Annotated in this window: 13 protein-coding genes; 5 read left to right on the top strand and 8 right to left on the bottom strand. The window is 70.7% G+C overall.

All coding sequences use genetic code 11. From position 1 onward, the window contains the following. Nucleotides 1-21: 21 nt before the first annotated feature. From ACGFIW_RS19160 to ACGFIW_RS19180, 5 genes are read left to right on the top strand one after another with little or no spacing between them, the layout of a single operon-like run. Nucleotides 22-918 (top strand): acetaldehyde dehydrogenase (acetylating), encoded by an 897-nt coding sequence (locus tag ACGFIW_RS19160; RefSeq protein WP_393317167.1) that lies wholly within the window; start codon nt 22-24, stop codon nt 916-918. Continuing rightward, entirely contained in the window at nt 915-1,979 is a 1,065-nt protein-coding gene (gene dmpG / locus ACGFIW_RS19165; RefSeq protein ID WP_393317170.1) for a 4-hydroxy-2-oxovalerate aldolase, read from the top strand. Before ACGFIW_RS19160 ends, dmpG begins: the two co-directional genes overlap by 4 nt. Next, nucleotides 1,972-2,199, top strand: a complete 228-nt coding sequence (locus tag ACGFIW_RS19170; protein ID WP_393317173.1) for an acyl carrier protein — start codon at nt 1,972-1,974, stop codon at nt 2,197-2,199. Before dmpG ends, ACGFIW_RS19170 begins: the two co-directional genes overlap by 8 nt. After that, complete coding sequence (locus tag ACGFIW_RS19175; RefSeq protein WP_393317176.1) at nt 2,192-3,253, top strand: histidinol-phosphate transaminase; 1,062 nt, start codon at nt 2,192-2,194, stop codon at nt 3,251-3,253. Before ACGFIW_RS19170 ends, ACGFIW_RS19175 begins: the two co-directional genes overlap by 8 nt. Further along, nucleotides 3,253-4,182, top strand: a complete 930-nt coding sequence (locus ACGFIW_RS19180; RefSeq protein WP_393317179.1) for an LnmK family bifunctional acyltransferase/decarboxylase — start codon at nt 3,253-3,255, stop codon at nt 4,180-4,182. The genes ACGFIW_RS19175 and ACGFIW_RS19180 overlap by 1 nt, the downstream gene beginning before the upstream one ends. 246 nt (nt 4,183-4,428) lie before the next feature. On the opposite strand, the gene ACGFIW_RS19185 is transcribed toward ACGFIW_RS19180, so the two are convergent. The 8 genes from ACGFIW_RS19185 to ACGFIW_RS19220 are packed head-to-tail and all read right to left on the bottom strand — an operon-like array spanning nt 4,429 to nt 24,818. Then, nucleotides 4,429-5,715: an MFS transporter gene (locus ACGFIW_RS19185; RefSeq protein ID WP_393317182.1), complete on the bottom strand. Its 1,287-nt coding sequence runs from the start codon at nt 5,713-5,715 to the stop codon at nt 4,429-4,431. Nucleotides 5,716-5,720: 5 nt separating this feature from the next. Beyond that, the gene (locus ACGFIW_RS19190) at nt 5,721-12,881 is read right to left on the bottom strand and encodes an amino acid adenylation domain-containing protein (protein WP_393317185.1); all 7,161 of its coding nucleotides are present in this window, start codon (nt 12,879-12,881) and stop codon (nt 5,721-5,723) included. Then, on the bottom strand, nt 12,878-19,342 hold the full coding sequence (locus tag ACGFIW_RS19195) for an amino acid adenylation domain-containing protein (protein WP_393317188.1): 6,465 nt from the start codon (nt 19,340-19,342) through the stop codon (nt 12,878-12,880). The genes ACGFIW_RS19190 and ACGFIW_RS19195 overlap by 4 nt, the downstream gene beginning before the upstream one ends. Beyond that, nucleotides 19,339-20,349, bottom strand: coding sequence for a 2,3-diaminopropionate biosynthesis protein SbnB (gene sbnB, locus ACGFIW_RS19200; RefSeq protein WP_393317191.1), 1,011 nt, complete (start codon nt 20,347-20,349; stop codon nt 19,339-19,341). The genes ACGFIW_RS19195 and sbnB overlap by 4 nt, the downstream gene beginning before the upstream one ends. Then, nucleotides 20,343-21,353 (bottom strand): 2,3-diaminopropionate biosynthesis protein SbnA, encoded by a 1,011-nt coding sequence (gene sbnA / locus ACGFIW_RS19205; RefSeq protein WP_393317194.1) that lies wholly within the window; start codon nt 21,351-21,353, stop codon nt 20,343-20,345. The genes sbnB and sbnA overlap by 7 nt, the downstream gene beginning before the upstream one ends. Next, nucleotides 21,350-22,405, bottom strand: a complete 1,056-nt coding sequence (locus ACGFIW_RS19210; protein WP_393317197.1) for a threonine/serine dehydratase — start codon at nt 22,403-22,405, stop codon at nt 21,350-21,352. Before ACGFIW_RS19210 ends, sbnA begins: the two co-directional genes overlap by 4 nt. Continuing rightward, nucleotides 22,402-23,874, bottom strand: a complete 1,473-nt coding sequence (locus ACGFIW_RS19215) for an amino acid adenylation domain-containing protein (RefSeq protein WP_393317200.1) — start codon at nt 23,872-23,874, stop codon at nt 22,402-22,404. Before ACGFIW_RS19215 ends, ACGFIW_RS19210 begins: the two co-directional genes overlap by 4 nt. Beyond that, the gene (locus tag ACGFIW_RS19220; protein ID WP_393317203.1) at nt 23,871-24,818 is read right to left on the bottom strand and encodes an ornithine carbamoyltransferase; all 948 of its coding nucleotides are present in this window, start codon (nt 24,816-24,818) and stop codon (nt 23,871-23,873) included. The genes ACGFIW_RS19215 and ACGFIW_RS19220 overlap by 4 nt, the downstream gene beginning before the upstream one ends. Nucleotides 24,819-24,939 lie beyond the last annotated feature (121 nt).

Genomic DNA, 24,939 nt, shown 5'->3' on the forward strand with positions numbered 1-24,939 from the left:
GATAGGAAGGCGATCTCCTCGATGAACTCAGAACGACGGCTGTCAGCCGCGGTGCTCGGCGCCGGGCTCATCGGCGTCGACCTGGCGGTGAAGGTCGAGCGGTCCGCTGCACTGGACCTTCGCCTCGTCGCCGGCCGGACGGCCGACAGCCCGGGTCTCAAGCGGGCCGCTCGGCTGGGGCTGCCGGTCGCCAGCCGGGGTCTGTCGTCACTTGCCGACCTCGACGAACCGCTCGACGTGGTCTTCGACGCCACCAACGCCGGCTCGCACGCCGAGCACGCCGAGGCGCTGGCACCGCTCGGCACGCTGCTGATCGACCTCACACCCAGCCGGATCGGGCGCATGGTCGTCCCCACAGTCAACGGCGCGGAGGCCGCCGCTCACCGCGACCTGAACATGGTGAGTTGCGGTGGGCAGGCATCGGTGCCGATCGTACGAGCGATCACCCGAGCGCACCGCATCGACTACGTGGAGGTGGTCGCGACCGCCGCGACGCTCAGCGTCGGCCGCGGGACCAGGCTGAACCTCGATGAGTACGTGGAGACCACTCAGGACGCGCTCCGCGAGTTCACCGGCGTCGGGGACGTGAAGGCCATCCTCAACGTCAGCCCGGCTCGTCCACCGGCGACCTTCAGGGTGGCCATGTCGCTGCTCGGCGAGGGCCTGACCCACGAGTCGGTGCACCCGCTCGTGGCGTCCGCCGCCGCCGACGTCCGTGCGTTCGCCACCGGCTACACCGTGACGAGTTGCATCGTGAACGACAACAGGGCGTTCATCGCCGTGGAGGTGACCTCCGCAGGCGACCAGATACCCGCCTACGCGGGCAACCTCGACATCATCAACTCGGCTGCGATCCGGGTCGCCGAGCGGTGTGCGGTGCAACGCCGACCGATCGAGGCCATGGAGGTCGTGTCATGAGCCAGCAGGCTGCGGAAAGTTCGCCGAGACAACCCATCCTGATCCACGACCCGACGCTGCGCGACGGGCACCACGCCGTCCGCCACCAGCTCGGGCGGGAGCAACTTCGGGCGTACGCTGCCGCCGCCGACGCCGCCCGGGTACCCGTCGTCGAGGTGGGACACGGCAACGGCCTGGGCGCCTCGTCCCTGCAAGCCGGCCGAGCCCTGCTCAGCGACGAGGCGATGCTGTCGGTGGTCCGGGATGCGTTGACCACCACCAAGCTCGGCGTCTTCATGCTGCCGGGCTGGGGCACGACCGAGAGCATCCGGCTGGCCGCCTCGTACGACGTCGACCTCGTCCGAATCGGCACCCACTGCACCGAGAGCGACCTGGCCGAACGGCACCTCGGGCTGCTGCGCGACGCGGGCGTCGACGCACACGGCGTGCTGCTGATGAGCCATATGGCCAGTCCGGAGCGCCTGGCCGAGGAGTGCGCACGGCTCGTCGAGTTCGGTGCGACCGGCGTCGGCATCCTCGACTCCTCCGGCCACTACCTGCCGCAGGACGTGAGCACGCGGATCGCGGCCATCCGGTCCGCCGTCAGCGTGCCGGTGATGTTCCACGGGCACAACAATCTCGGTATGGCGGTGGCGAACTCCATCGCCGCCGCCGAGGCGGGCGCCACCATCCTGGATGCCTGCGCCCGGGGGTTCGGCGCGGGCGCCGGCAACACGCAGCTGGAGGTTCTCGTGCCCGTGCTCGAACGGCTGGGCTATGACACCGGCATCGATCTCTATCGGCTGTTGGACGCGGCGGACATCGCCGAGCGGGAGCTGATGCCCGCGCCGCCCACCATCGACTCGATCGGCGTGGTGAGTGGTCTCGCCGGAGTGTTCTCCGGGTTCAAGAACCGGGTGCTGGACGTCGCCGCCCGCGAGGGCGTCGACCCGCGCGACGTCTTCTTCGAACTGGGCCGCCTACAGGCAGTGGCCGGGCAGGAGGACCTCATCGAGGACGTGGCGCTCGCGTTGCGCGCCGGGTCCACGGGTCAGCCTGAACGGACGGCGAGCCATGTTTGACCAACTCAAGGCCATCCTGGTCGAGGATCTGCAGATGCGGACCGAGGACGTCGTGCCCACGGCCGATCGCGTCGAGGTTGGCCTCGACTCCCTCGCCGTGGTCGAGCTGTCGGACCTGCTCAGCAAGCGGCTGGACATCCACGTCGCCGACTACGAACTGCTGGAACTCGCGACGGTTGGCGATATCGCCGAGCTGGTCGCGGAGCGCTGTCGTGCGTGAGGCCGCGGGGCCGACCGCCGGAACGTCCCATGCCGTCACCCGGGCCCTGTCGCGCAACGAGTCACCCCACGGCCCGTTGCCGGACATCGTCGCCGCGGTCGCGGCGAGCAGCCGGGACGTCAACCGCTATCCCGACCCGGCGTGTACCGACCTGACCGTGGCGCTCGCCCGGCGGCACGGTGTCGAACCGGATCGGGTGGCCGTCGGCGCCGGATCCTGTGCATTGCTCCAGGCGGTGTTCCAGCTCGCCGGGCCGGGCGCGACGGCCGTCTACGCCTGGCGTTCCTTCGAGTACTACCCGATCCTCGCCGGCCATCTGGGGGTCCACTCGGAGCGGGTGCCACTCGCCGACGACGTGCACGACCTCGCCGCCATGGCCGATCGCATCACCGCCACGACCCGGCTGGTCGTCATCTGCAACCCCAACAACCCCACGGGTACGCTGCTCGGCCTGGACCGGCTGCGCGCGTTCCTCGATCGCGTCCCGCCGACCTGCCTGGTCGCCCTCGACGAGGCGTACTTCGAGTACGTCGACGAGCCGATGGGGACCGGCGGTCTCGCGTTGTGCGACAGGTATCCCAACCTGGTGGTCCTGCGCACGTTCTCGAAGGCGTACGGCCTCGCCGGGCTCCGGGTCGGTTATCTCATCGGCGCGGCGCGCATCGTGGCGTCGCTGCGCGAGATGACGCTGCCCTTTGCGGTGAGCGCGCCGGCCCAGCATGCGGCGGTCGCCGCCCTCGCCCTTGAGGACGTGCTCCTGACGCGGGTCCGGCAGACGATCGCCGAGCGGACCCGGGTGCGGGCTGCCCTGCTGGCCGACGGCTTCGCGGTCCCGGCCAGCCAGGCGAACTTCCTGTGGCTCGGGCTCGGTGAGAACGCGGGCCCGTTCGGCAGTTGGTGTGCCCGGGTCGGAATCGAGCTGCGGGTCTTCGACGGGGAGGGCGTCCGGGTGTCGCTCGGTTCGCCCTCGGACAACGACGCGTTCCTCGCGGCGGCACACCGGTGGCGCGTCCGCAACGCACCGGCACTACTCACGACTGGAGCGCTGAGCTGATGCCCGAGAACACAGCCCTTCACCGGAAGGTGATCGTCGCGCCGGGAATGTGCAGCGGCGGCTCTCTGATCTTCGGACGGATCGGCGACTGGACGTGGGAATCGGTGGCCGAGACCTGCCGCACCAACGTGCACGCCGCCCGTACCGCCGAAGGCCAACCGACCTACCTCTCGTTCTACTACTACCGGGTCCGGGGCGGGAAGGTCGTTCATCCGCACGGCCTGGCCTTCGGTGACGAGCTGGAGGTGACGTCGAGGGTCTTCCAGTTCGGCGGCGGCTCGGTTCTGACGTTGCACCGGCTCGCGCCTGCCGGCGCCGGCCTCGGCACCGCGTTCCTCGATCCGGCGGAGGTCTACGAGACGCCGGACCCGGAGTGCATGTACGCGGAGACGCTCAACCGGTGGATCTCGCGCGGCAATCCGGGCAGCAACCGGGTTCTCTCCGAGACCGTCCCCGATGGCTTCGACAACGCCGACCTGCCGCGACTGCCCAATCAGTTCTCACCGCGTACGCTCGTCGGCCGCGCCCGCGGTGCGGGCAGCTTCCTCACCCCGGCGCCGCCGGGATTCGCGGTCGCCGGAGGCGAGCTGTCCTTCGAGTACGCACTGGACGCCGTGCGGGACATCAACGGCGCCGGGCTTGTCTACTTCGCCTCGTACTTCTCGATCTTCGATACGGCGCTGTTGCGTCTGTGGCGTGGGCTCGGCCGCACCGAGCGGCAGTTCCTCCAGCGGCGGGTGATCGATCAGAAGGTGGGCTTCTTCGGCAACGCCGACCTGGGCTCGCTCTTCACCGTCACCGCCCGGAGATGGCAGAACGTCACCGACCCGCTCTCCGAGATCGCCGACCTGGAACTGCGGGACTCCGCAAGCGGTCGGCTGCTGGCCGTCGCGGCGATCGAGACGGAAACCCCGTCGACGCTGGCCTGAGGACGGCCTCGACCCGACAGACTGCGAGCGCGGCCGGCACCCCACCGGCCACCTGATGGGCGCGGTTGCGAACCTGCAACCGCGCCCATCAGTGCATAGCTGACCTTCGGTCACCGGGTGGGCCGCACTTGCGCACCGCGTCATCACCCGGTGATGTCCGGGCCGGCGTCGGCCCGGACATCACATCCCTCACGTATGTCGGGTGAACCGTTCCGCGAGGAAACACGGGCACTGGGCCCGAGCGGGCTACCGAGCAGCTGCCGTCGCAGGCTCGGGCTGCGGGCTCGTCGGCGCCACCGGATTGAAGTGCCGCAGTGCCACCACCAGGTTGACCGCGGCGAGGGTGGACAGGGCCGCGAGGACGAGCAGGGTCGTCGTCACGCCGAAGCGGCCGATCGCCATCCCGCCGGCCAGAAAGCCCAGCGGGCCGGCGATGTTGCTGATGGTCATGACCGCCTGGATCACCTTCGCTCGGATGTCCGCCGCGAACCGGGTGGCCAGGATGCTGAAGAGCGGAGCGTTGGACAACGGAAGCGCCGCACCGGACACCGCGAGCGCGGCGACCAGGACCGGCACCGGCACGTCGAACAGCAGCACCCACCAGGGCAGGACGAGCTGGAAGGCGGCCAGCCCGAAGACCATCGTCGGGGACAACCGGCTGCCGATCAGATAGCTGACGGCCGCCCCGGCGACCGCGCCGGCACCGAAGCCGGAGAGCAGCAGCCCACCAACCCTGGCATCGCCGGCGAAGCGGGCGAACGCCAGCAGCGGCAGCGCGAGCATCAGGACCCGCATGAGGAAGCCGAAGCTGACGGTCGTGACCATCACCCGTCGCAGGAAGTCGTCCCGGAGCAGTGCGCGTACCCCGGCCAGGATTCCCGAGTGGTCCGGGGTCTGCCGCTCCTGCGGTGCCGACGTCGCCAGCTCCGTCCGCCGCATCCGCGGGACAAACCACCACAACAGCAGACCCGACACCGCCGAGGTCACGGCGTCGAACAACAGCACCTTCTCCGCGCCGAGCGTCGCGATCAGCACGCCCGCTATGGCCGGGCCGGCCAACGCGGCGATGTTGAAGCACCCTTCCAGCACGCTGTTCGCCCGCATCAGCGCCTTCGGGTCCGGACCGGCGAGTTCGGTGGCCAGGTCGCGTTGCGCGGCGAAGTAGGGCACTCCGAGTACGCCGATCACCGCGACGATCGTCAGGAGCAGGGGAAAGCTGAGCAGGCCCACCGCGGCCAGCGCAGGTATCGAACCGATGGCCACGAACTGCGCGAAGTCGATGATCACCATGGCTCGGCGTGCGCCGTACCGTTGGATGACCTCGCCGCCCGCGAATCCGAGCACCGCCATGGGGAGCACCGACACGGCGAAGACCAGACCCGCCCGCGGTGCCGAGCCGGTGCTCTCCAGCACCAGCCACGGCAGCGCGAGCGTCGTCATCTGGGTCCCGACGGCGGACCCGGCGCCGGCGGCATACACCGCCGCAAGGGCCCGTCTGGTGGTGCCTGTTACGGGAGACGGCGCGGTCGACATTCCGTTCACCGTCGGCCGGCCGGCTCGTCGATCAGCCCCGTCACAATGCCGGCAAGGTCCGCCACGTATTCCTTCATGACCGAGAAGTGCTCACCCTGCGCCCGGTGTACCCCCAGCCCGGCGGTCCGCTCGCGCCACCGTTGGAGGTAGTCGTGGTAGCTCTGGCCGGAGCTGACCACCTCGTGCTCGCCCAGCGCCAGCTCGTCGCTGACGATCAGATCCAGGTGACCGGCGTACGGGCGGTCCCGGTAGGACAGCACCATTTCCATCACCTCCTCCCACATCCGCGCGGCGGGCAGCCACATCGTTCCCGCGCCGCGCTCGGGGAGGGTGATCCCGTCGTTGCCGACGATGTCGTCCACGATGTGTTCGAGCAGCGCCAGCGTCTCCTGCCGGAGCACCGAGGTGTCCTCCTCCGGTGGCGCCGCGTCGAGCCGCTCCAGGTTCGTCACACACTGCTTGATCAGCCCGTATTCCGACCAGAGGTGCTCCTTCTGCCAGGCGTCCTGCCCCGGGTCGAGCAGGATGAAGGTGACCTCCTCGCCTTCGGCCACCAGTCGGCTGGCCATCTCGGTGCTCACCCCGCTGCCACCACACCAGCTGAAGATCCGGTACGGCCCCTGCGGGACCGCCTCCCGCAACTCCGCGAGGTAGCGGGTCGCCATGTCCTCCGTGGACGGAACCGAGCCGGTCGACGGGTCGCGGCCCGGCCATTCGAAGGCGACCACCGGCAGATTCGGATCGAGGTGCTCGGCCAGCCGCCGGTACCAGTGCGCGCTGCCGCCGCCGGGGTGCACACACACCAGTGGCGGCTGGTCGCCGGTCCGGCGCAGCCAGAGCAACGCCGTGACCGGCTGCCGCTCGCCGTCGATCGACGCGGCGAGCGCCGCGAGCGTGCGGTGCTCGACGAAGGTTCGCACTGTCGTCTCGATGCCGTGCCGGTCCCGCAGCATCGCGATCGCCCGCAACGTCAGCAGCGAGTGCCCGCCGAGGTCGAAGAAGTCGTCGTCGCGGCCGACCCGGGGCAGGTGGAAGACCTCGGTCCAGACCTCGGCGACAGCCACTTCCGTGGGCGTACGCGGCGCGCTGTATTCCCGTACCGACGTTCCCGCCGCCGGCCGGGGCAGCGCGGCCCGGTCGAGCTTGCCGTTGTTGTTCAACGGGAGCCGGTCCAGGCGGACCCAGGCCGTCGGGACCAGGAAGCCGGGCACCCTGCTGCGCATCACGTCACCGAGCCGGGCGGGGTCGGCCGGGCCGTCCGCGTCGAGCACGACGTACCCGACGAGTTGCTTGATGCCGTCCACGCCCTGGTACGCCGCCGCCGCGGCAGCCCGCACCGTAGACAGCTCGGCGATAGCGGCCTCCACCTCGCCCAACTCGACGCGGTGCCCACGAATCTTCACCTGGTGGTCGCGCCGCCCGACGAAGTGGATCGTGCCGTCCGGATCCTGGCGGACCATGTCCCCGGTGCGGTAGAGCCGGTTTCCCGGCGCGTGTCCGGACGGGTCCGGTACGAAGCGTTCGGCGGTCAGGTCCGGACGGCCCTGGTATCCGCGCGCGACGCCCGGGCCCCCCAGCAGCAGCTCACCCGGCACCCCGAACGGGACAGGGTCGAGGTTCTCGTCGACGACGTGCACGTAGGTGTGCTGGATCGGCTTCCCGATCGGAATGACGTCGGTGAGCGCCGGCAGTGGGATCCGCGGATGGACGGTGGCGAACGTGGTGCTTTCGGTCGGGCCGTACCCGTTGCTGACCAGCACGCCGTGTTCCATCGCCCTGCGCACCTGCAGCGGAGGCAGCACCTCGCCACCGACCACCACCTCCCGTATCCCGGCCAACGCCTGCGGCCGCACGTCCATCATCGTGTTGAAGAGGCCGGTGGGCAGGCACAGCACGGTCACCCCGTGTCGGCGCAGGAGCTCGTCGAGCTCGTCGGCGGTCGGCGTTTCCGGGGAGACGACCAGCCGCGCCCCGTTGCACAGCGCGCCCCAGACCTCGAACGTCGACGCGTCGAAGGCGAGCGTGCCGGCTTGCAGCATGACCTGGTCGGCGTCCAGCCGCGCGTAGTCCTGGCCGTGCACCAGCCGGACGACGCCGCGGTGCGGGACCAACACGCCCTTCGGACGTCCGGTGGACCCCGACGTGTACGTGATGTAGGCGAGGTTCTCCGGTGACAGCGTCACCTGTGGCGCAGTGGTCGGCCGGCTGCCGTCCGACCACCAGCCGGAGTGCAGGTTCAGCGTGGTCAGCCCGGCACGCGCCGCGAAACGGTGGGCGTGGGTCGGCCCGCTCAGCAGGACCTGGGCGCCGGAATCGTCGAGGAGGTACTCGATGTGGCCGTCCGGATACTTGGGGTCGAGCGGCAGGTAGCAGCCGCCGGCCTTGAGGATGCCGAGCAGCGCGACCACCGCGTCGATCCCGCGGTCCATGCAGACCGCGACGGGCGTTTCCGGGCCGACGCCGTGCTCACGAAGCGCCCACGCCAACTGGTTGGCCCGGGCGTCGAGTTCGCCGTAGGTCAGGCGCGAGTCGCCGCACTCGACTGCGACGGCGTCCGGCCGGGCCTGCGCCCGGGTCGTGAACAGGTCGGTGACGCACGCCTCGGGCAGGGCGGGCCAGTCCTGCTGCGGCTCGGTGAACCGGTGCGCCGGGGTCGAGCTGAGGTCGACCGGGTTCGCGCCGTGATCGGCGATCATCGCGGTGAGCAGTTCGAGGAAGGTCTCGCCCAGGGCGGTCAGCCGCTCCTGGGTCGCCCAGCCGGCCCGGCACTCCAGTCGCAGCTCGCCCGGGAAGGTCAACGTGACCAGGGTGAACTCGTTGGGGCTGTCGTCGACGACCGTGCCGAAAACGTCCTCCTGCGCGTCGAGCACGTGGAAGTCGAGGTAGGAGAAGATGCTGCTGATCAGCGGCGTACCGGTGCCCCAGGCGCGCTGCATCGCGGGGATCGGGTAGCGCCGGTGCGGCCAGACGGCAAGCTCCTCGGCGAACACGGCGCGCACGAGGTCGCGCCACCGGGGCGTACGCAAATCCACCGCGAACGGCACCGTGTTGAGGTACATCCCCATCACCTCGTCGCCGCGCAGCAGTTCGGGCCGGCCGTTGACGACCAGACCACTGAAGAACCGCCGCTGGCCGGTGATGACGCCGATCATCGCGAGGTGCGCGGTGTGCAGCACGGCCTTGAGCGAGGTCTGCGTCCGCGCGGCCAGCTCACGCAGCCCCGGTTCGAGATGCCGCCAGGACATCCGCAGCTCCGGCACCGCGCCGTGGCCGGCCGGGGCGGTGTCCGCCGGCAACGCGATCCGGTCGTACTCACCGACCCGGCTCCGCCAGAACCGTTCGTCCGGCCCGGCCGACAGCGATCGCCGTTCCAACCTGACGAAGTCGGCGTACCGCCCCGGGGGCGGGGGCTTCAGCGCATCGGGGTCCGCGTCCCGGATCGCCCGGTAGGTGTCCCGCAGCTCGGCGATGAGGGAGTGGTGGCTCCAGCCGTCCAGGATGGCGTGGCACTCGGTGTGGGTCAGCACCCACGTCCGCTCCCCGGTGCGGTGCACGTGCCAGCGCAGTTGCGGCGCGTGATCGATGGGCAGCATCGCCAGCTTCATCGTCTCCCGGTACCGCTCCAGGATGTCCTGCTGCTCGGCTTCCGGGAGCTCGCGCAGATCGTCGAAGCCCACCTCGACCCGCGCCTCGGCGTGGACGAGTTGCATCGGCTCGGTGTAGCCGGACACGTCGAACGTGGTTCGCAGGATCTCGTGCCGGTCGACCAGCCATTGCGCGGCCTGCTGCAACGCGGCCAGCGAGAACGGGCCGTCGTCGACGATGTCGAAGCTGGTGACGTTCTGGTATGCCGGGTGCGAGCCGTTGACCAGCATCTCGTACACCATGCCGGCCTGCACCTGACCCATCGGGTAGGCGTCCACCAGGCCGTCGGGGAGCCGGTCACGGTCGGCCGCGTCGAGTTGCTCGAACGGGCCGACCGGCAGCTCGTCCGCACCGGTCGCCGGCCGGTCGGCGAGCGTCGCCAGCTGCGCCGCGGTCTGGTGCGTGAAGATGTCCTGCACCGACAGGTTCAGCCCGCCCCGGCGCAGGGTTCCGATCGCGCGGATGGCGCGGATCGAGTCACCCCCGACGTCGAAGAACCGGTCGTGCACACCGATCCGTTCGATGCCCAGCGCCGCCGCGAGCGCCTCGGCGACGACGCCTTCGGCCTCGGTGCGGGGGGCGACGTACGCTCCGGCCGCCCAGGTGCGGCCAGGTGTCGGGGCCGGCAGCGCGCGCCGGTCGGTCTTTCCGCTGGTGGTCAGGGGCAGCGCGGGCAGCAGCTGCCAGTGGCTCGGGATCATCGCCTCGGGCAGTCGACCGCGCAGGAACGACGCCAGGTCGCTCACCTCGACGCCGGCGTCCGTGTCCCGGGCGACGAGGTAGCCGACGAGCTGGCCGTTGTGCACCGCGACGGCGACCGCGGACACTCCCGGGTGCTCCGCGGCCACCGCCTCGATCTCGCCGAGTTCGACGCGGTGCCCACGGATCTTCACCTGGTCGTCGAGCCGGCCGAGGTAGTCGATCCGGCCGTCCGGCAGGTACCTCGCGAGGTCACCGGTGCGGTACAGCCGCCCTCCACCGCCGGACTCCTCGAACGGGTCGGGAACGAACCGCTGTGCCGTGAGCCCCGGACGGCTGAGGTATCCGCGGGCCAACTGCACGCCGCCCAGCAGCAGCTCACCCGGCACTCCGATCGGGACCGGTCGCAGGTTCTCGTCGACGATGTAGGTGCGCGTGTTGGCGATCGGCCGTCCGATGGTGACCGGCGTACCGGGCACGCACCGCACCGCGGTGACGTCGACGGCCGCCTCGGTTGGCCCGTAGAGGTTGTGCAGCTCGCAGCCGATCCGCTCGTGGACGGCGGCGACCAGGTCGGCGGGGAGCGCCTCGCCGCTACAGATCATTCGACGCACCGACGGCAGCGGCCCGAACGACTCGGCCAGGAACACCCGCAGCATCGACGGTACGAAATGCAGGGTGGTGACCTGCTCGGTGGCGATCAGGTCGGCCAGGTAGTGCGGGTCGCGGTGGCCGTCCGGCCGGGCGATCACCAGCGTGGCCCCGGTGATCAGCGGCCAGAAGAACTCCCACACCGAGACGTCGAAGCTGTACGGGGTCTTCTGCAGCACCCGGTCGGAGTCGTCCAGCCGGTAGGCGTCCTGCATCCAGCGCAGCCGGTTGACGATCGCGCGGTGGGTGACCACGACGCCCTTGGGCCGGCCGGTCGAGCCGGACGTGTAGATCACGTAAGCCGGGTGGTCGGGTCCCGCCGGGGTCGTGCTCGCCGGTGCCGGTCCGCTGCCGGTGATGGCCGGTTCGCCGTCGGTGAGCACGATGGTGACACCGGCGTCGGCGCACATGTAGTCCCGGCGCTCGGCCGGGTGGTCCGGGTCCAGCGGCAGGTAGGCGCCGCCGGCCTTCTGGATCGCCAGCAGGGCCACCACCAGCTCGACACCGCGTCGGCGGCACACGCCGACGATCGACTCCGGCCCGACGCCTGCGTCGATGAGGTACCGCGCCAGTCGGTCGGTCCGCCGGTCCAGCTCGGCGTAGGAGACGTCCTCGCCCTCGAAGCGGAGGGCGACGGCGTCCGGGGTCCGGGCCACCTGTCGCGCGAACAGCTCCGGCAGGGTGCCGGTCGGGTACGCCACCTCGGTCTCGTTCCACGTCCGCACCACCAGCTCCCGCTCCGCCGGTGGGGACTCGACCAGCTGGCTGATCGGTGCGTCCGGCGTGGCCGCGATGCTGCCGACGAGAGTGGTGAAGTGGCTCGCGAACCGCTCGACGGTGTCCCGGTCGAACAGCGCGGTGGCGTAGTTCAGGAAGCCGGTGAGGGTGCCGTCGGGCTGGTCGACGACCACCAGCGTCAGGTCGAACTTGGCGTCGCTCTCGCCGACCGGCAGTTCCTCGGCGCGTAGTTCGCCGACGCGGCGGGCAGTGGAGTCCCCGTTGGCCCAGAGGAACATGGTCGAGAACAGCGGGGTCCGGGACGCGTCGCGCACCGGGGCCAGCTCGTCCACCAGCCGTTCGAACGGGAGTTCCTGATGGGCGTAGGCGCCGAGCGCCATCTCCTTGACCCGCCGGAGCACCTCGCGGAACGACGGGTCGCCGGACAGGTCGGTGCGCAGCACCAGCGTGTTGAGGAACAAGCCGATCAGGTCCTGCACCTCGGCCCGGTCGCGACAGGCCACCGGGGTGCCGATCGTGACGGAGTTGCTCCGGCCGAACCGGCCCAGCGTGATCGCGTACACGGCCATCAGCACCATGAACGGCGTCGCGCCGGACTGGCGGGCGAGTTCGTGCAGGGCTCGGGCGTCCGGCGCGGACACCGCGATCGGGACCAGGTCGCAGGCGCTGTCCCGAACCTGTGGGCGGGGCCGGTCGAGCGGCAGTTCCACCGCGGTGGCGCCGGCCAGCGCCTGCCGCCAGTAGTCGAGCTGACGGTCCAGCTTGGCACCGGACATCGCATCGCGCTGCCACGCGGCGAAGTCCGCGTACTGCACCGGTAGGGGCACCAGCGGGGACGGCCCGCCGGTCAGCGCGGCGGTGTACAACCGGTCGAGCTCACGCCACAGCACCTGCTCGGACCAGCCGTCGAAGGCGATGTGGTGCAGGGTCACCACCAGCGCGTGCTCCTCGTCGGCCAGCCGCGCGAGGGTTCCGGTCAGCACCGGGCCGGTCGCCAGGTCGACGGGTGCCCGGTCGTGGGTCATCCAGCCGGCGATCCGTTCGTCCTGGGCGGCGGGGTCGAGGCCACGCAGGTCCACCTCGTGCAGCGTGGCCGGCTGCGGAGGGTCGATCACCTGGCCCGGTTCACCGTCGACCACCACGTAGCGGGTGCGCAGCACCTCGTGCCTGGCCACGATCGCGTCCAGCGCCGCCCGCAGTGCGCCGGGTTCCAACGGCCCGAACAGGCGCAGGCCGGCGCTGGCCAGATACTCCGTACCGCCCGGCCGGACCTGGTCGAGAATCCACAGCCGGCGCTGCGCGAACGACAGCGCGGGCGGCGTCTCACGCGAGACCCGGGTGATCCCCTCGTCCGGCGCGGTGTTCGCGGCACCTACGAGCCTGCGCCGAAGCAACTCCGCGCGTAGACCGGCTCGATCGATTGTCTCAGTCACAGGGCACCATCCTGGGAAAGCAGTTCGCTCATCTGGGCGTCGGTCAACTCGTCGAGTTCCGCCGTGATCAGGTCGGTCACCACCACCGCCAGCTCGGCCACGGTGGTCGCCTCGAACAGGCAGCGCAGCGGGACCTCCACGGCGAAGGCCGCCCGCAGCCGGGCCAGGACCCGGGTGGCCAGCAACGAGTGGCCGCCGAGCCCGAAGAAGTCGTCATCGACGCCGACCCGGTCGACGCCGAGAATGTCCGACCAGATCCCGGCGATGGTCTCCTCGGCCGGGTCCCGCGGTGCCACGTACCCGCGGCCGCGGTCGAGTTCGGAAGGTTTCGGATCTGGCAGCGCCGCCCGGTCGACCTTCTTGCTCGGTGACAGCGGCAGCGCCGCGACGGTGACCCAGGCCGACGGGATCATGTACGAGGGCAGCGACTCTCGTAGGTACGCCCGCAGCTCGTCGAGGTCGGGTCCGGTGTCGTGGGGCCACTCCAGGTAGGCGACGAGCCGCTTGTCGCCGGGCCCGACGTCCTTCGCGACGACGGCGGCCGCGGACACCGCGGGGTGCCTGGCCAACACGGCTTCGATCTCGGCGAGTTCGATCCGGAAACCTCGAATCTTCACCTGGGTGTCGAGGCGGCCGAGGAAGTCGACAGCGCCGTCCGGCCGGAGCCGCACCAGGTCGCCGGTGCGGTAGAGGCGCGTTCCCGGTTCGGTGGCGAACGGATCGGGCACGAAACGCTCCGCGGTCAGCTCCGGCCGGTCGTGGTAGCCACGGGCCAGGCGCACGCCGCCGAGGTACAGCTCGCCGGGTACCCCCACCGGGAGCGGACGCAGCTCCGTGTCGAGCACGTACACCCGGGTCCCGGCGGCCGCACGGCCGATGTGCAGGGTGGCCGTGCCGCGCTCGTCGGCGAGATCGCCCGACACGGGGTTGAACATGCAGGTGACGGTCGCCTCGGTCGGCCCGTAGCTGCAGAGGAACCGGCCGGGTAGGCCGGTCGCCGCCCAGCGTTGGGCGTCGGCGACGGTCACCACGTCCGAGCTGACGTTGACGAGCTTCAGCCCGGTGAGCCGGTCCACGCCGGACTCCATCATCTCCCGGTAGTACGCCGGGGTGATCTCCATGATCGTCACGCCGTACTGCGCCAGCTTGGCCGGCAGCTCGCTCGGCGCCCAGAAGACCGGGTCGCTCACCACGATCGTGGCACCGGCGGTCAGGGTGGCGCCGACCTGATCCATCGCGACGTCGAAGGTGAGTGCCGAGAGCAGCACGACCCGTTCGCCCGGGCGGATGCCGTACTGGTCGGCGACCACCCGGCAGTGGTGCGCGTACGCCCGGTGCGAGATCGTCACGCCCTTGGGGCGGCCGGTCGACCCGGACGTGTAGATGATGTACGCGAGGTTGCCCGGAACGGTGACCGATGCCGGGTCGGCCGTCGGCCGGCCGCTCGCCCGGTCCCCGTCGTCGACGACCAGCACCGGCCGGTCGTGCCCGGCGAACCGGTCGGCGAACGCACCGGTGGTCACCACCAGGTGCGCTCCGGCGTCGGCGAGCATGTAGCGCAGCCGCTCCGGGGGATGTTCCGGGTCGAACGGCACGTACACCCCGCCGGCCTTGAGCACCGCCAGCAGCACCACGACCGGTGCGATCCCGCGCTGAAGGCACGAGCCGACGATGACCTCCGGACCGACCCCCATCGCACGGAGCTGGTGCGCCAGCTCGTTGACCCGGGCGTTCAGCTCGGCGTAGCCGAGCCGCTCGGCACCGAAGACCACGGCGGTCGCCTCCGGAGTCCGGGCCGCCCACTGTTCGAACAGTTGCGGTACCGAGAGGTGCCGTTCGCCGGGCGGGTCGAGCAGGTCCAGCCGGTCCGCGTCGGGGTCCGCCCATCGGTGCACGATCGTGTGGCGTTCGTCGGCCGACAGAAGATCCAGCTCGCTGATCCGGGTCTGCGGGGCGGCGGTCACGCCGCCCAGCAGGCGCAGGTACTGGCCTGCGAGGCGTTCGATCGTCGAGCGGTCGAACAGCGCCGTGGCGTACTCGAACCAGCACTCCAGCCGGCCGTCCGGCTGCTCCATCACGGACAGGGTGAGGTCGAACTTGGCCACCGACAGGCCGCTGTCCAGGCCGGTCGCGGCGCACCCGGCGAGGGTGGACGCCGCGTTACCGGCACCGGTGTGCTGTACCTCGAACATGATCTGGAACAGCGGGTTGCGGGACAGGTCGCGGTCCGGTTGCAGGGCGTCGACGAGGTGTTCGAACGGCACCTCCTGGTTGGCGAACGCCTCCAGGGCGCTGCGGCGGACCCGGTCGACCAGGTCGAGGAAGGTCGGGTTCCCGCCCAGGTCGGCCCGGACCACGAGGTTGTTGACGAAGAAGCCGACCAGGTCCTCGGTCTCCGGTCGCGTCCGACCGGCGACCGGGGTGCCGATCGCGATGTCGGTGCGGCCGGTGTGGCGGCTCAGCAGCACGTCGAACGCGGCCAGCAGCACCATGAACAGGGTTGCGCCGGTCTGGTTGCCCAGCTCGCGTACTGCTGCTCCGGTGTCCTGCGGTATGTCGACGATGAACAGTTCGCCGCGCAGGTCACGCCCAGGCTGGCGGGGCCGGTCGGGGGTCAGCTCGACCGGCACGAGCCCGGCGAGCCGGTTTCGCCAGTGCTCGATCTGCTTGCCGATGGTGCCGTCGGCCTGCCGGTCGCGTTGCCAGGCGGCGAAGTCGGCGTACTGCACCGGAAGCGGCTGCGTCGACCAGGGGGTACCGGTGAGCCCGGCCACGTACGCGTCGTTCAGCTCGCGCAGGAAGATGCCCAGCGACCAGTTGTCGAAGGCGATGTGGTGCAGGGTGATCGCGACCAGGTGTTCGTCGGCCGCCGTGTGCACGACCGTGACCCGCAGCGGACGCTCGTGGGTGAGGTCGAACGGCCGGGCGCTCACCGCTTCGACGATCGTCCTGGCGCGCTCTGCGGCGTCCGCGGTGCCGGTCAGGTCCACCACGTCGAAGGGCACCGGGCCGGGGGGATCCACGAGTTGCAGCGGAACACCGCTGTCCCCGACGTAGCGGGTGCGCAGCACCTCGTGCCGGGCGCTGACCTGCTCCACCGCGCGGCGCAACGTCGCGGTGTCCAGCGTTCCGGTGAGGTGGTACACCATCGGGACCAGGTATTCCGCGCTGCCCGGTTCGAGCTGGTCCAGGAACCACAGTCGTTGCTGGCCGAACGAGGTCGGCAGGGTGCCGTCGCGGGGTACGGGCACGATCTGCGGCTCGCTGTCGGGTGTCGTGCCCGCGTCGATCGCCGCGGCGACCCGCTCCACGGTCCGTCCCTCGAACAGGGTGGCCACCGTCAGCTCCAACCCGAACCTGCGGCGCAACCGGTGCGCGAGCCGGATCGCCAGCAGCGAATGCCCACCCAGCGCGAAGAAGTCGTCGGCGACGCCGACCCGCTCGACCCCGGTCAGCTCGCCCATGAGGGTGGCGACGGCCCGCTCGGTCTCCGTCCGTGGGGCGACGTGACCGGCGGTCACGTCATCGGGCTCGACGTGATCCGGGTCGTCGCCGGACGGGCGGCTGCCGGGAGGCGGCAGCGCCGCCCTGTCGACCTTTCCGTTGGGCAGCGACGGCAGCGCGGCCAGCGCGACGATGCTGGCGGGAACCATCGCGGCGGGCAGCCGCGTGCCGAGGAATCCAGACAACTCGTCGGTCTCCACCGTCGCCCCGGAGGTCGGCACCACGTAGCCCGCGAGTTCCAGGTCACCGGTGACGGACCGGTAGGAGGTGACCACGGCCGCGGCGACCGACGGATGCGCCCGCAGCGCGGCTTCCACCTCACCGGGTTCGACACGCACCCCCCGCACCTTGACCTGCGCGTCGAGGCGGCCGACGAACTCCAGGACCCCGTCGTCACGCCACCTGGCGAGGTCTCCGGTGCGGTACCACCGCTGGCCGGGCCGGGTGGCGAAGGGGTTCGGGGTGAAGCGTTCGGCGGTGAGGTCGCCGCGCCCGGCGTAACCGCGGGCGAGGCCGACACCGCCGATACACAACTCACCCGGTACGCCGATGGGCGCGAGCCGGCCGGCGGAGTCCACCACGTACAGGTCGACGCCGGGCAGCGCGGCACCGATCGGAACCGTACCGTCGCTCTCGCCACGCGCGTAGCGCCACGCGGTCACGTCGATCGAGGACTCGGTCGGGCCGTAGGTGTTGTACAGCTCCACCTCCCGCACGCCGAGCAGTCGCTCGCACAGTTCGGTCGGCAGCGGCTCGCCGGCCGAGCAGACCAGCCTCAGCGCGTCGCAGGCGGCCAGCTCCGGCTCCTCGACCACGGTGCGAAGCACGGACGGGACGAGTTGCACCACGGTGATCCGGTACGCGGCGAGGGCACCGACCATCACCGCGGTGTCGCGGTGCGCGTCCTGCGGCGCCATCACCACGGAACCGCCGGACACCAGCGGCGCCAGGAACTCCCACATCGACGCGTCGAACCCGATGGTCGTCTTCTGGAGTACACGGTCGGTACCGGTGAGCCCGAGCCGGTCCACCGCCCACAGCACCCGGTTCCGGATCCCACCGTGACTGATCACGACGCCCTTGGGGCGACCGGTGGAGCCGGACGTGTACATGACGTAGGCGGCGTTCGCGGCGTCGCGCGCCACCGGCGGCGGTGGCGTGGCGCGTGCGATGTCGTCCCACTGCTCGTCGAGCACCACCACCGGGGTCTGCTGCGGGATCCGCTGTCGCAGCGCCGTGTCGGTGAGCACCAGTTCGACGCCCGCATTTTCGATCATGAACTCGAGTCGCTCGTCGGGCAGGTCGGGTGGGAGCGGGACGTAGACCGCGCCGGCGGTGAGCGAGCCGAGCAGCGCGACCACGAGATCGGTACCGCGGTGCAGGGCAACGCCGACGGCGGTCTCCACGCCGACTCCGCGAGTGCGCAGGAAGCTGGCCAGGTTGTCCGTCCTGGACCTCAGCTCGGCGTAGGTCAGCTCGGTGTCACCGCAGACCACGGCCACCGCGTCCGGCGTGGCCTCGGCCTGCGCCCGGAACAGGTCCGGCAGCAGCGCGTCGGTCGCTGCGCGCGGTGCGGGATGCCAGCCGAGCAACTGCTGCTGTTCCGCGCCGGCCACCGTCGGCACGTCGCGCAACGTCGTCTGAGGCGCCGCCGCCAGGTTCTCCAGCAGCGCCACGTAGTTGTCGGCCATCCGCTGGATCCGGGCCCGGTCGAAGAGCGCGGTCGGATAGGTGATCCGGGCGACCCAGGATCCGTCCGGCTCCTCGGTCATCTGAAGCGACATGTCGAAGGTGGCACTGCGTACGGGGGTCGGCACCCAGTCGACCTCGATGCCGGGCAGACTCAGCGGCTTCCCCTGGCCGTTCAGGACCGCGAACCCGACCTGGAAGAGCGGGTTGCGGGACAGGCCGCGGTCCGGCGACAGTTCGGCGGCCAGACGTTGCAGGGGTACGTCCTTGTGTTCGAAGGCGTCCAGGGCCGTCTCGCGGACCCGGCCGAGCAACTCGACGAAGGTGGGATCGCCGGACAGGTCGGTCCGCAGCACCACAGTCTGCGCGAGCGAGCCGATCACCGGTTCCAGCTCGACCCGGTTCCGCCCGCTTGTCGACACCCCGACACCGAAGTCGAGCTGGTCCGCGTAACGGCTGATCAGAAGCTGGTAGGCGGCCAGGAACACCATGAACGGGGTCGCCCGGGCGGCGCGTCCCACGGAGCTGATCCGGGCCGCCAACGGGGCCGGCACCGCGAACGCCACCACGTCGCCGGCCGGTTCCCAGGCGGCGGGGCGCTGCCGGTCCGTGGGCAGCTCCAGTGACGGCAGTCCGGCCAGTCGCTCACGCCAGTAGTCCAGGTGCCGGACGAACGCCGCGTCGTTCGCGTCCCATCGGCTCCGCTGCCAGTCGGCGAAGTCGGCGTACTGGAGCTCCAGCGGCGCCAGCGGCGACTTCTCGCCTGCGGCATGGGCCGCGTAGAGCACGCCCAGTTCCCGGGCGAGGATTCCCAGCGACGGGCCGTCGAAGGCGATGTGATGCACCACCAGCATCAAGATCGCGTCAGCGGGGGAAAGCTGCACGAGGGTCAGCCGCCAGGGGGCTGATCCGCGCAGGTCGATCGGCGTGGTCACCGCCGCCTCGCCGATCTCCCGTACCCGTCGGTCCTGTTCAGCTGCCGGGTGCCCGGTGAGGTCCACCACCGTGAGGTCGGCCGCCACCGGCTCGTCGATGATCTGCACCGGCTGGCCGTCAACCGTCGAATAGCGGGTGCGCAGAATTTCGTGCCGGCCAGCGATGTCAGTGAGGGCGGCGGTCAGCGCCACCCGGTCCAGCGGCCCACGCAGCCGGAATCCCCAGTGCAACAGGTACTCCTGGGTACCGGACCGGACCTGGTCGAGAAACCACAGTTGCTCCTGCTCGAACGACAGTCGGAGCTGGTTGTCGGTTTCGAGGATGTCGGTCATGCGCACACCTGCTGCTTCGTCGGTAGGAAGTCATCCAATGTGGTGCCCAGGCCGCGGTCCGACGCCGCACGCCGGACCAGGTCGGCCACCGCCAGATCCAGGCAGCCGAGTCCGAACGGGGAGAACACCGTCACGGCTTCGTCGCTTCTGACGTACCGCTCACCGGCCACCAGGACTTCGCCGAGCGAGGCGGCGATGAAGTCGCGGTTGCCGGCTTCCTGTTGGGCCAGGTCCAGCGAGGTCGCGGCCCGGCACACGTGGTCCGCGTCGTCGACGATGTTCACGCTGGAGCGGATCGAGTCGGTGGTGAGGTCACGCAGGGACAGGTGCAGCACCAGCGTTCCCGGGCGGCAGTGCTCGGTACCCAGGTGCGGGGCGCTCGCCGTCGTAGCCAGGCACACCAGCTTGTGGCGGGACATGGCGTCGGCCGCGTTCTCGGCCACGTCGATCTTCAACGTCGGCCAGACCGACCGCGCCTCGGCGGCGAAGGACTGCGCCCGCTCGGCGCTGAGGTCGTACAGGGTCACCGTGTCCAGCGTCGGCAGCACGGTGCGCAGATACCTCAGCACCTCGAAGTTGATCGGACCGCAGCCGATCAGCGTCACCGCGGATTCGGGGCTGGACGAGGAGAGCGTGGACGCCGCCAGGGCGGCGCTCGCGGCCGTACGTCCGGCCGAGATCGCCGACGCTTCGAGGATCGCCTCCGGCACTCCGGTGTGTACCGAGTTCAGGATCATCACGGCCGAGGCCCGGTGCATCCCCCGCTGGAGGTTGCCGGGGAAGGATGACACCCACTTCACCCCGCAGGTCGGCGTCTCACCTCCCAGATAGGCCGGCAGCGCGATGATCCGCTCGCGCTCGCCGTCGGGGAAGCGGAGGAAGACCGACTGCGGTACCCGGGTACGGCCCAACGCGTGCGACCGGTACGCCGCCTCCACCGCGGACACCACGTCGCGCTCGCCCCCGTCGAGGACGGAACGGACCTCACCTGCTCCGAGAATCAACATGGCGCCACCTCCATGTCGGGCTTGGTCCACAGGTGCGACACGTCACCGAAGTACGTCATGACCCAGTCGTCGTCGTAGATGGTGTCGAGGTACCGCTCACCGCGGTCGGGAAAGACCATCGCGCAGGTGGCCCCGGGTCGGATCTGATCGCGCAACTGCTCCAGGCCCGCCACGACGGCACCCGACGAGCCACCGACGAGAATCGCCTCGCGGGCGGCCAGCCGGCGGCACGCCACGATCGCGTCGAGATCGTCGACTCGGACCACGATGTCGGCCAGATCGCTGCGGTACAGCTTCGGACGCACCGATGCGCCGTGGCCGGGAATCATCCGCCACCCCACCGCTGGGCCGAATATCGCACTGCCCAACGCGTCCACCGCCACGATGGTCACCGGCAGTTGGTGCGTCCGGATGTATTCGGCGCACCCCCGCAGGGTGCCGCAGGAACTCGTGGCACAGAACAGGTAGTCGATGTCCGGCAGGGCGCGCACGATCTCCCGTACGGTCGTATGGTGTGCCTGCGGGTTGAGCGGGTTCGAATACTGGTCCGGGCAGTACGCGTGCTCGATCGTGGCGACGAGTTCACGCACCCGACGGATACGGACGGGCAGGTATTCTCCGGTGGCCGGATCGACATCGGTGACCACCTCGACCTGCGCGCCCAGCGCCCGCATGATGGCGATGTTGTCCTTGTTGGTGCGCGGGTCCACCACACAGATGAAGCGAATTCCGTAGTACCCGCAGACCTGTGCGAGCCCGATTCCGAGGTTGCCGGAACTGGACTCGATCACCACCGATCTTCCGGGTACGAGTCGCCCGTCGTGTATGCGTCCTCGCAGCATCTCCAGCGCCGAGCGGTCCTTGATACTGCCGCCCGGATTGTGCGACTCCAACTTCGCGAACGTCCTGAACGGACTCTCGGGGTCGAGCTTCACCAGCTCGACGATCGGTGTCGCTCCGATGGTCGCCAGCACTCCTGACCCGGTGGGGGTTTGTTCGGTCATAGAGCCGCTCCTCGAATTGCATCCGCCGCGATGCGCCTACTACGAGATTCCTCCGCACCATCGAGACAGCGCAGGGAAGAACATGCAGACTCACCGGTTGACTCCGGCAGCAGTTCTGCCGGAGGTTCTTCTGTTCTCTTCGTACTGCTGCGGCCGGTCGCGCCGTTTCCACCCGAAACGATCACCACCGCACGGCCGGCAGATCCGCGCCGTAGCGCGCCGGCCAGCGCTACCGCACCGCTTGGTTCCGCGCTGACACCGGCTCGGCGAAGGACACCCAGCGCGTGGGTGATCGCCTCGTCGGTCACGCCGATCAGGTCGTCGACCCGGTGCCGAATGATCGGCCAGGGAACCGCACCGGGTCGTTGCCCGCGCAGGCCGTCGGCGATCGTCATGGACGGTGGCAGCTCGGTCGGGGCACCCTGGGCAACGGAGACGGCGTAGCGGCGTGCGGACATCGGCTCCACCCCGACGACCCGCACCCGCCGGGACAGCGCCGACGCCGCCAGGCAGACGCCGGCCAGCAGACCACCACCGCCGGTCGGTACGAAGATCGTCGTGAGGCCCGGCACCTGTTCGAGCACCTCAAGCCCGACCGTGCCGGCCCCGGCCACCACCAGCTCGTCGTCGGAGGAAGGCACGAAGACCGCCCCGGTCGCCGCGGCGATGTCCGCGGCCCGGCGGTCGCGTTCGACCACGCCGCCGGTCACCTGGACCACGCTGGCGCCGAGTGCCCGTATCGTTTGGGCCTTGCCGTCGCTGGCCCCGGCAGCCATCACGATCGTCACCCTGATGCCCAACGCGGCACCGAGCATGGCGACGGCGATGCCATGGTTACCGGAGGAACCCGCCACGACCTCCTTGGCGTAGCGGGTAAGCATCGCGTTCGCCGCGCCCCTGATCTTGAACGAGCCGCCGCGCTGGCGGTGCTCGGCCTTGACCAGCACCCGCGAATCCAGCGGCAGCACCGGAGTGCGATCCACCAGGCCGGTGATTCGGTCGGCGGCCAGGCGCACGTCCGCGAGGGTGGGCCCAACACCCGTCGTCCTCATGGCCCGTCCACGGTGACCGCCCTGCGGTCGGTCTTGCCGCTGACCGTCGTCGGCAGGCGGTCGATCCGGGCGAACCGTCGCGGGATCATGTAGTGGGGCAACGTCATCGCCAGGTGGGCGCGCAGCGCCGCGTCCGTCACCTGCGCCGACGCGGCGGCGACGTGCGCGATGAGGAAGACCCGGCCGCCGGCATCGGTATCCGCGGTGACCACCGCGCCGGTGACGGCGCGATGGGTCAGCAGCGCGCCCTCGATCTCGGCCGGGTCGATCCGGTAGCCCCGGACCTTGATCTGCCGGTCGATGCGGCCGAGATACACGAGGCCACCGTCGGGCAACCGACGCGCCAGGTCACCGGTACGGTACATGCGCGCGCCGGGCGCGCCGTGTGGGTCCGGCAGGAACCGGTCCGCGGTCAACCCCGGCCGGCCGCTGTACCCGCGCGCGACACCACATCCACCGATCCACACCTCGCCGACACCGCCGTCCGGCACGGCGTGCAGCTCGTCGTCGAGCAGATGCACGCTCACACCGTCGATCGGTGTCCCGATCAGGTCGACCGTCGTGTCCGGGACCGGCGGCACGACGAAACGGGTCGAGGTCATCGTGGTCTCGGTCGGGCCGTACTGGTTGATCATCCGTCCGGGCACCCGGTCGCGGCCACCGGCGACGAGGAGCGGTCGCAGCGACTCACCGCTGGACACGGTCAACCGCAGGTCGGGCAGATCGCTGCGCCGCAGCGACGTCAGGAAGGTCGGGGTGGCCGACAGAATCGTGTTCACCCCCCACCTGCGGAGGGCCGCGACGAACTCACCGGCGCGCAACAGGGTGGAGCGCGGCACCAGGACCACCTGCCCGCCGGCGACGAGCGGGGCGAACGTGTCGCGGACCGAGGCGTCGTATCCGAACGGCGCGAGTTGCAGGACCACGGTGTCCGGACCGAGTTGGTAGTCGTCGACGATGAACCGCAGGTAGTTGGTGACGCCGCGGTGCTCCAGCAGTACCGCGTTCGGCGGCCCGGACGAACCGGAGGTGTGACTGACATAGGCCAGCGATCGGGGCGACAACGGTCGCAGGGGTGCCGGCGCGTCAGGCGCGTCGACGAACACGGTCGGGCCGTCGATGGCGAGGTCGTGCTGCCCGGCCCGGGCCGGTGTGGTGACCAGGAACCGGGCCTGGGCGGTGCGGACCATCGCCGCCAGTCGCTGATCGGGCAGCTCGGTGTTGAGGGTGAGGAAGGCGCCGCCGGCCCGAAGCACCGCCGCCATCGCGATGACGGCCTCCGGGCCCCGGTCAACCATGACCGCGCAGACCTGCTCCGGTCCGACGCCCCGGGCGACCAGCGCCCGGGCCAGCCGGTCGGTCCGGGCGGCGAAGTCCTCGTAGCACAGGGCGGTGTCCGGGGTGACGATCGCCGGTGCGTCGGGCCGGGTCGTGGCGTGGGTCAGGATGTCGTCGAGAAACGTGGTCACAGCCCCGCTCCGCCGCTCGGCCAGTCGACGGCGCACCACTGCAGGACCGCCCGGGCGCTGTGGTACTTGTTCTCGGCCTGGGCGAAGGCGATGCTGTCGGGCCCGTCGAGGACCGCCGCGGTCACCTCCTCGCCCCGATGCGCCGGCAGGTCGTGCATGAACACCGCGCCCGGGCAGGCCGCCATCAGAGCCTCATTGACCTGGAACGGGGCGAACTCGGAACGCCAGTCGGGCGTCGGCTTCGTCGACCCCGTGGTCTGCCAGCGGGTGGTGTAGACGACATCCACCGGCGGCAGGCCCGACAGGTCGTGCCGCTGTTCGACCCGCGCGCCGCTACGCCGGGCGGACACCGCCGCCTGGTCGAGGTACCGCTGCTCCACGCCGTACCCGGGCGGGGTACGCAGGTGCAGCTCGGCACCGGGGTACCGGGACAGCGCGAGGGTCAGCGCCGAGGCGGTGTTGTTCCCCTCCCCCACATACAGCACCCGTACGCCCTCGACCCGACCGAAGTGCCGGACGATCGTGGTGAGGTCGGCGAGGGCCTGAGTCGGGTGTTCGACCGCACTCATCGCGTTGATCACCGACATGCGCTTCTGGGCGGCGTACGCCCGAAGCTCGGACTCCGGCCCGACGGTGCGGGCGACCAGGACGTCGAGCATGCCGGAGAGCACCGCGCCGGTGTCCTCCACCGACTCGCCGGTGGCCAGTTGCAGGTCGTTCGGGCCGTACGTGATCAGGCCGGCACCGAGACGCAGCGCACCGGCGGAGAACGCGGTCCGGGTACGGGTGGAGGTCTTGCGGAACAGCACGCCGACGACCGCCCCGGACAGGGGCTGGTCGGCTCCCGCGGAACCACGCGAGTACTCGACGCCGCGCTGGACGATCCAGCGCAGTTGGTCGTCGGAGAGGTCGTCGATGGAGATCAGATGGCGTCGCTCGGTCATGCCGAGCCCCCTTCCAGGTGGCGATCGGCCGTGAGCCCAGAGCCTGCGGGAGGTGCGGACCGTCGAACAGGGACGGAGCCGCACGACGCGTCTGCGTGTTCGTCTCTATGGACGGCACGCG

Origin of the sequence: Micromonospora sp. NPDC048935, assembly GCF_043197875.1 — a bacterium.
Lineage (GTDB): Bacteria > Actinomycetota > Actinomycetes > Mycobacteriales > Micromonosporaceae > Micromonospora.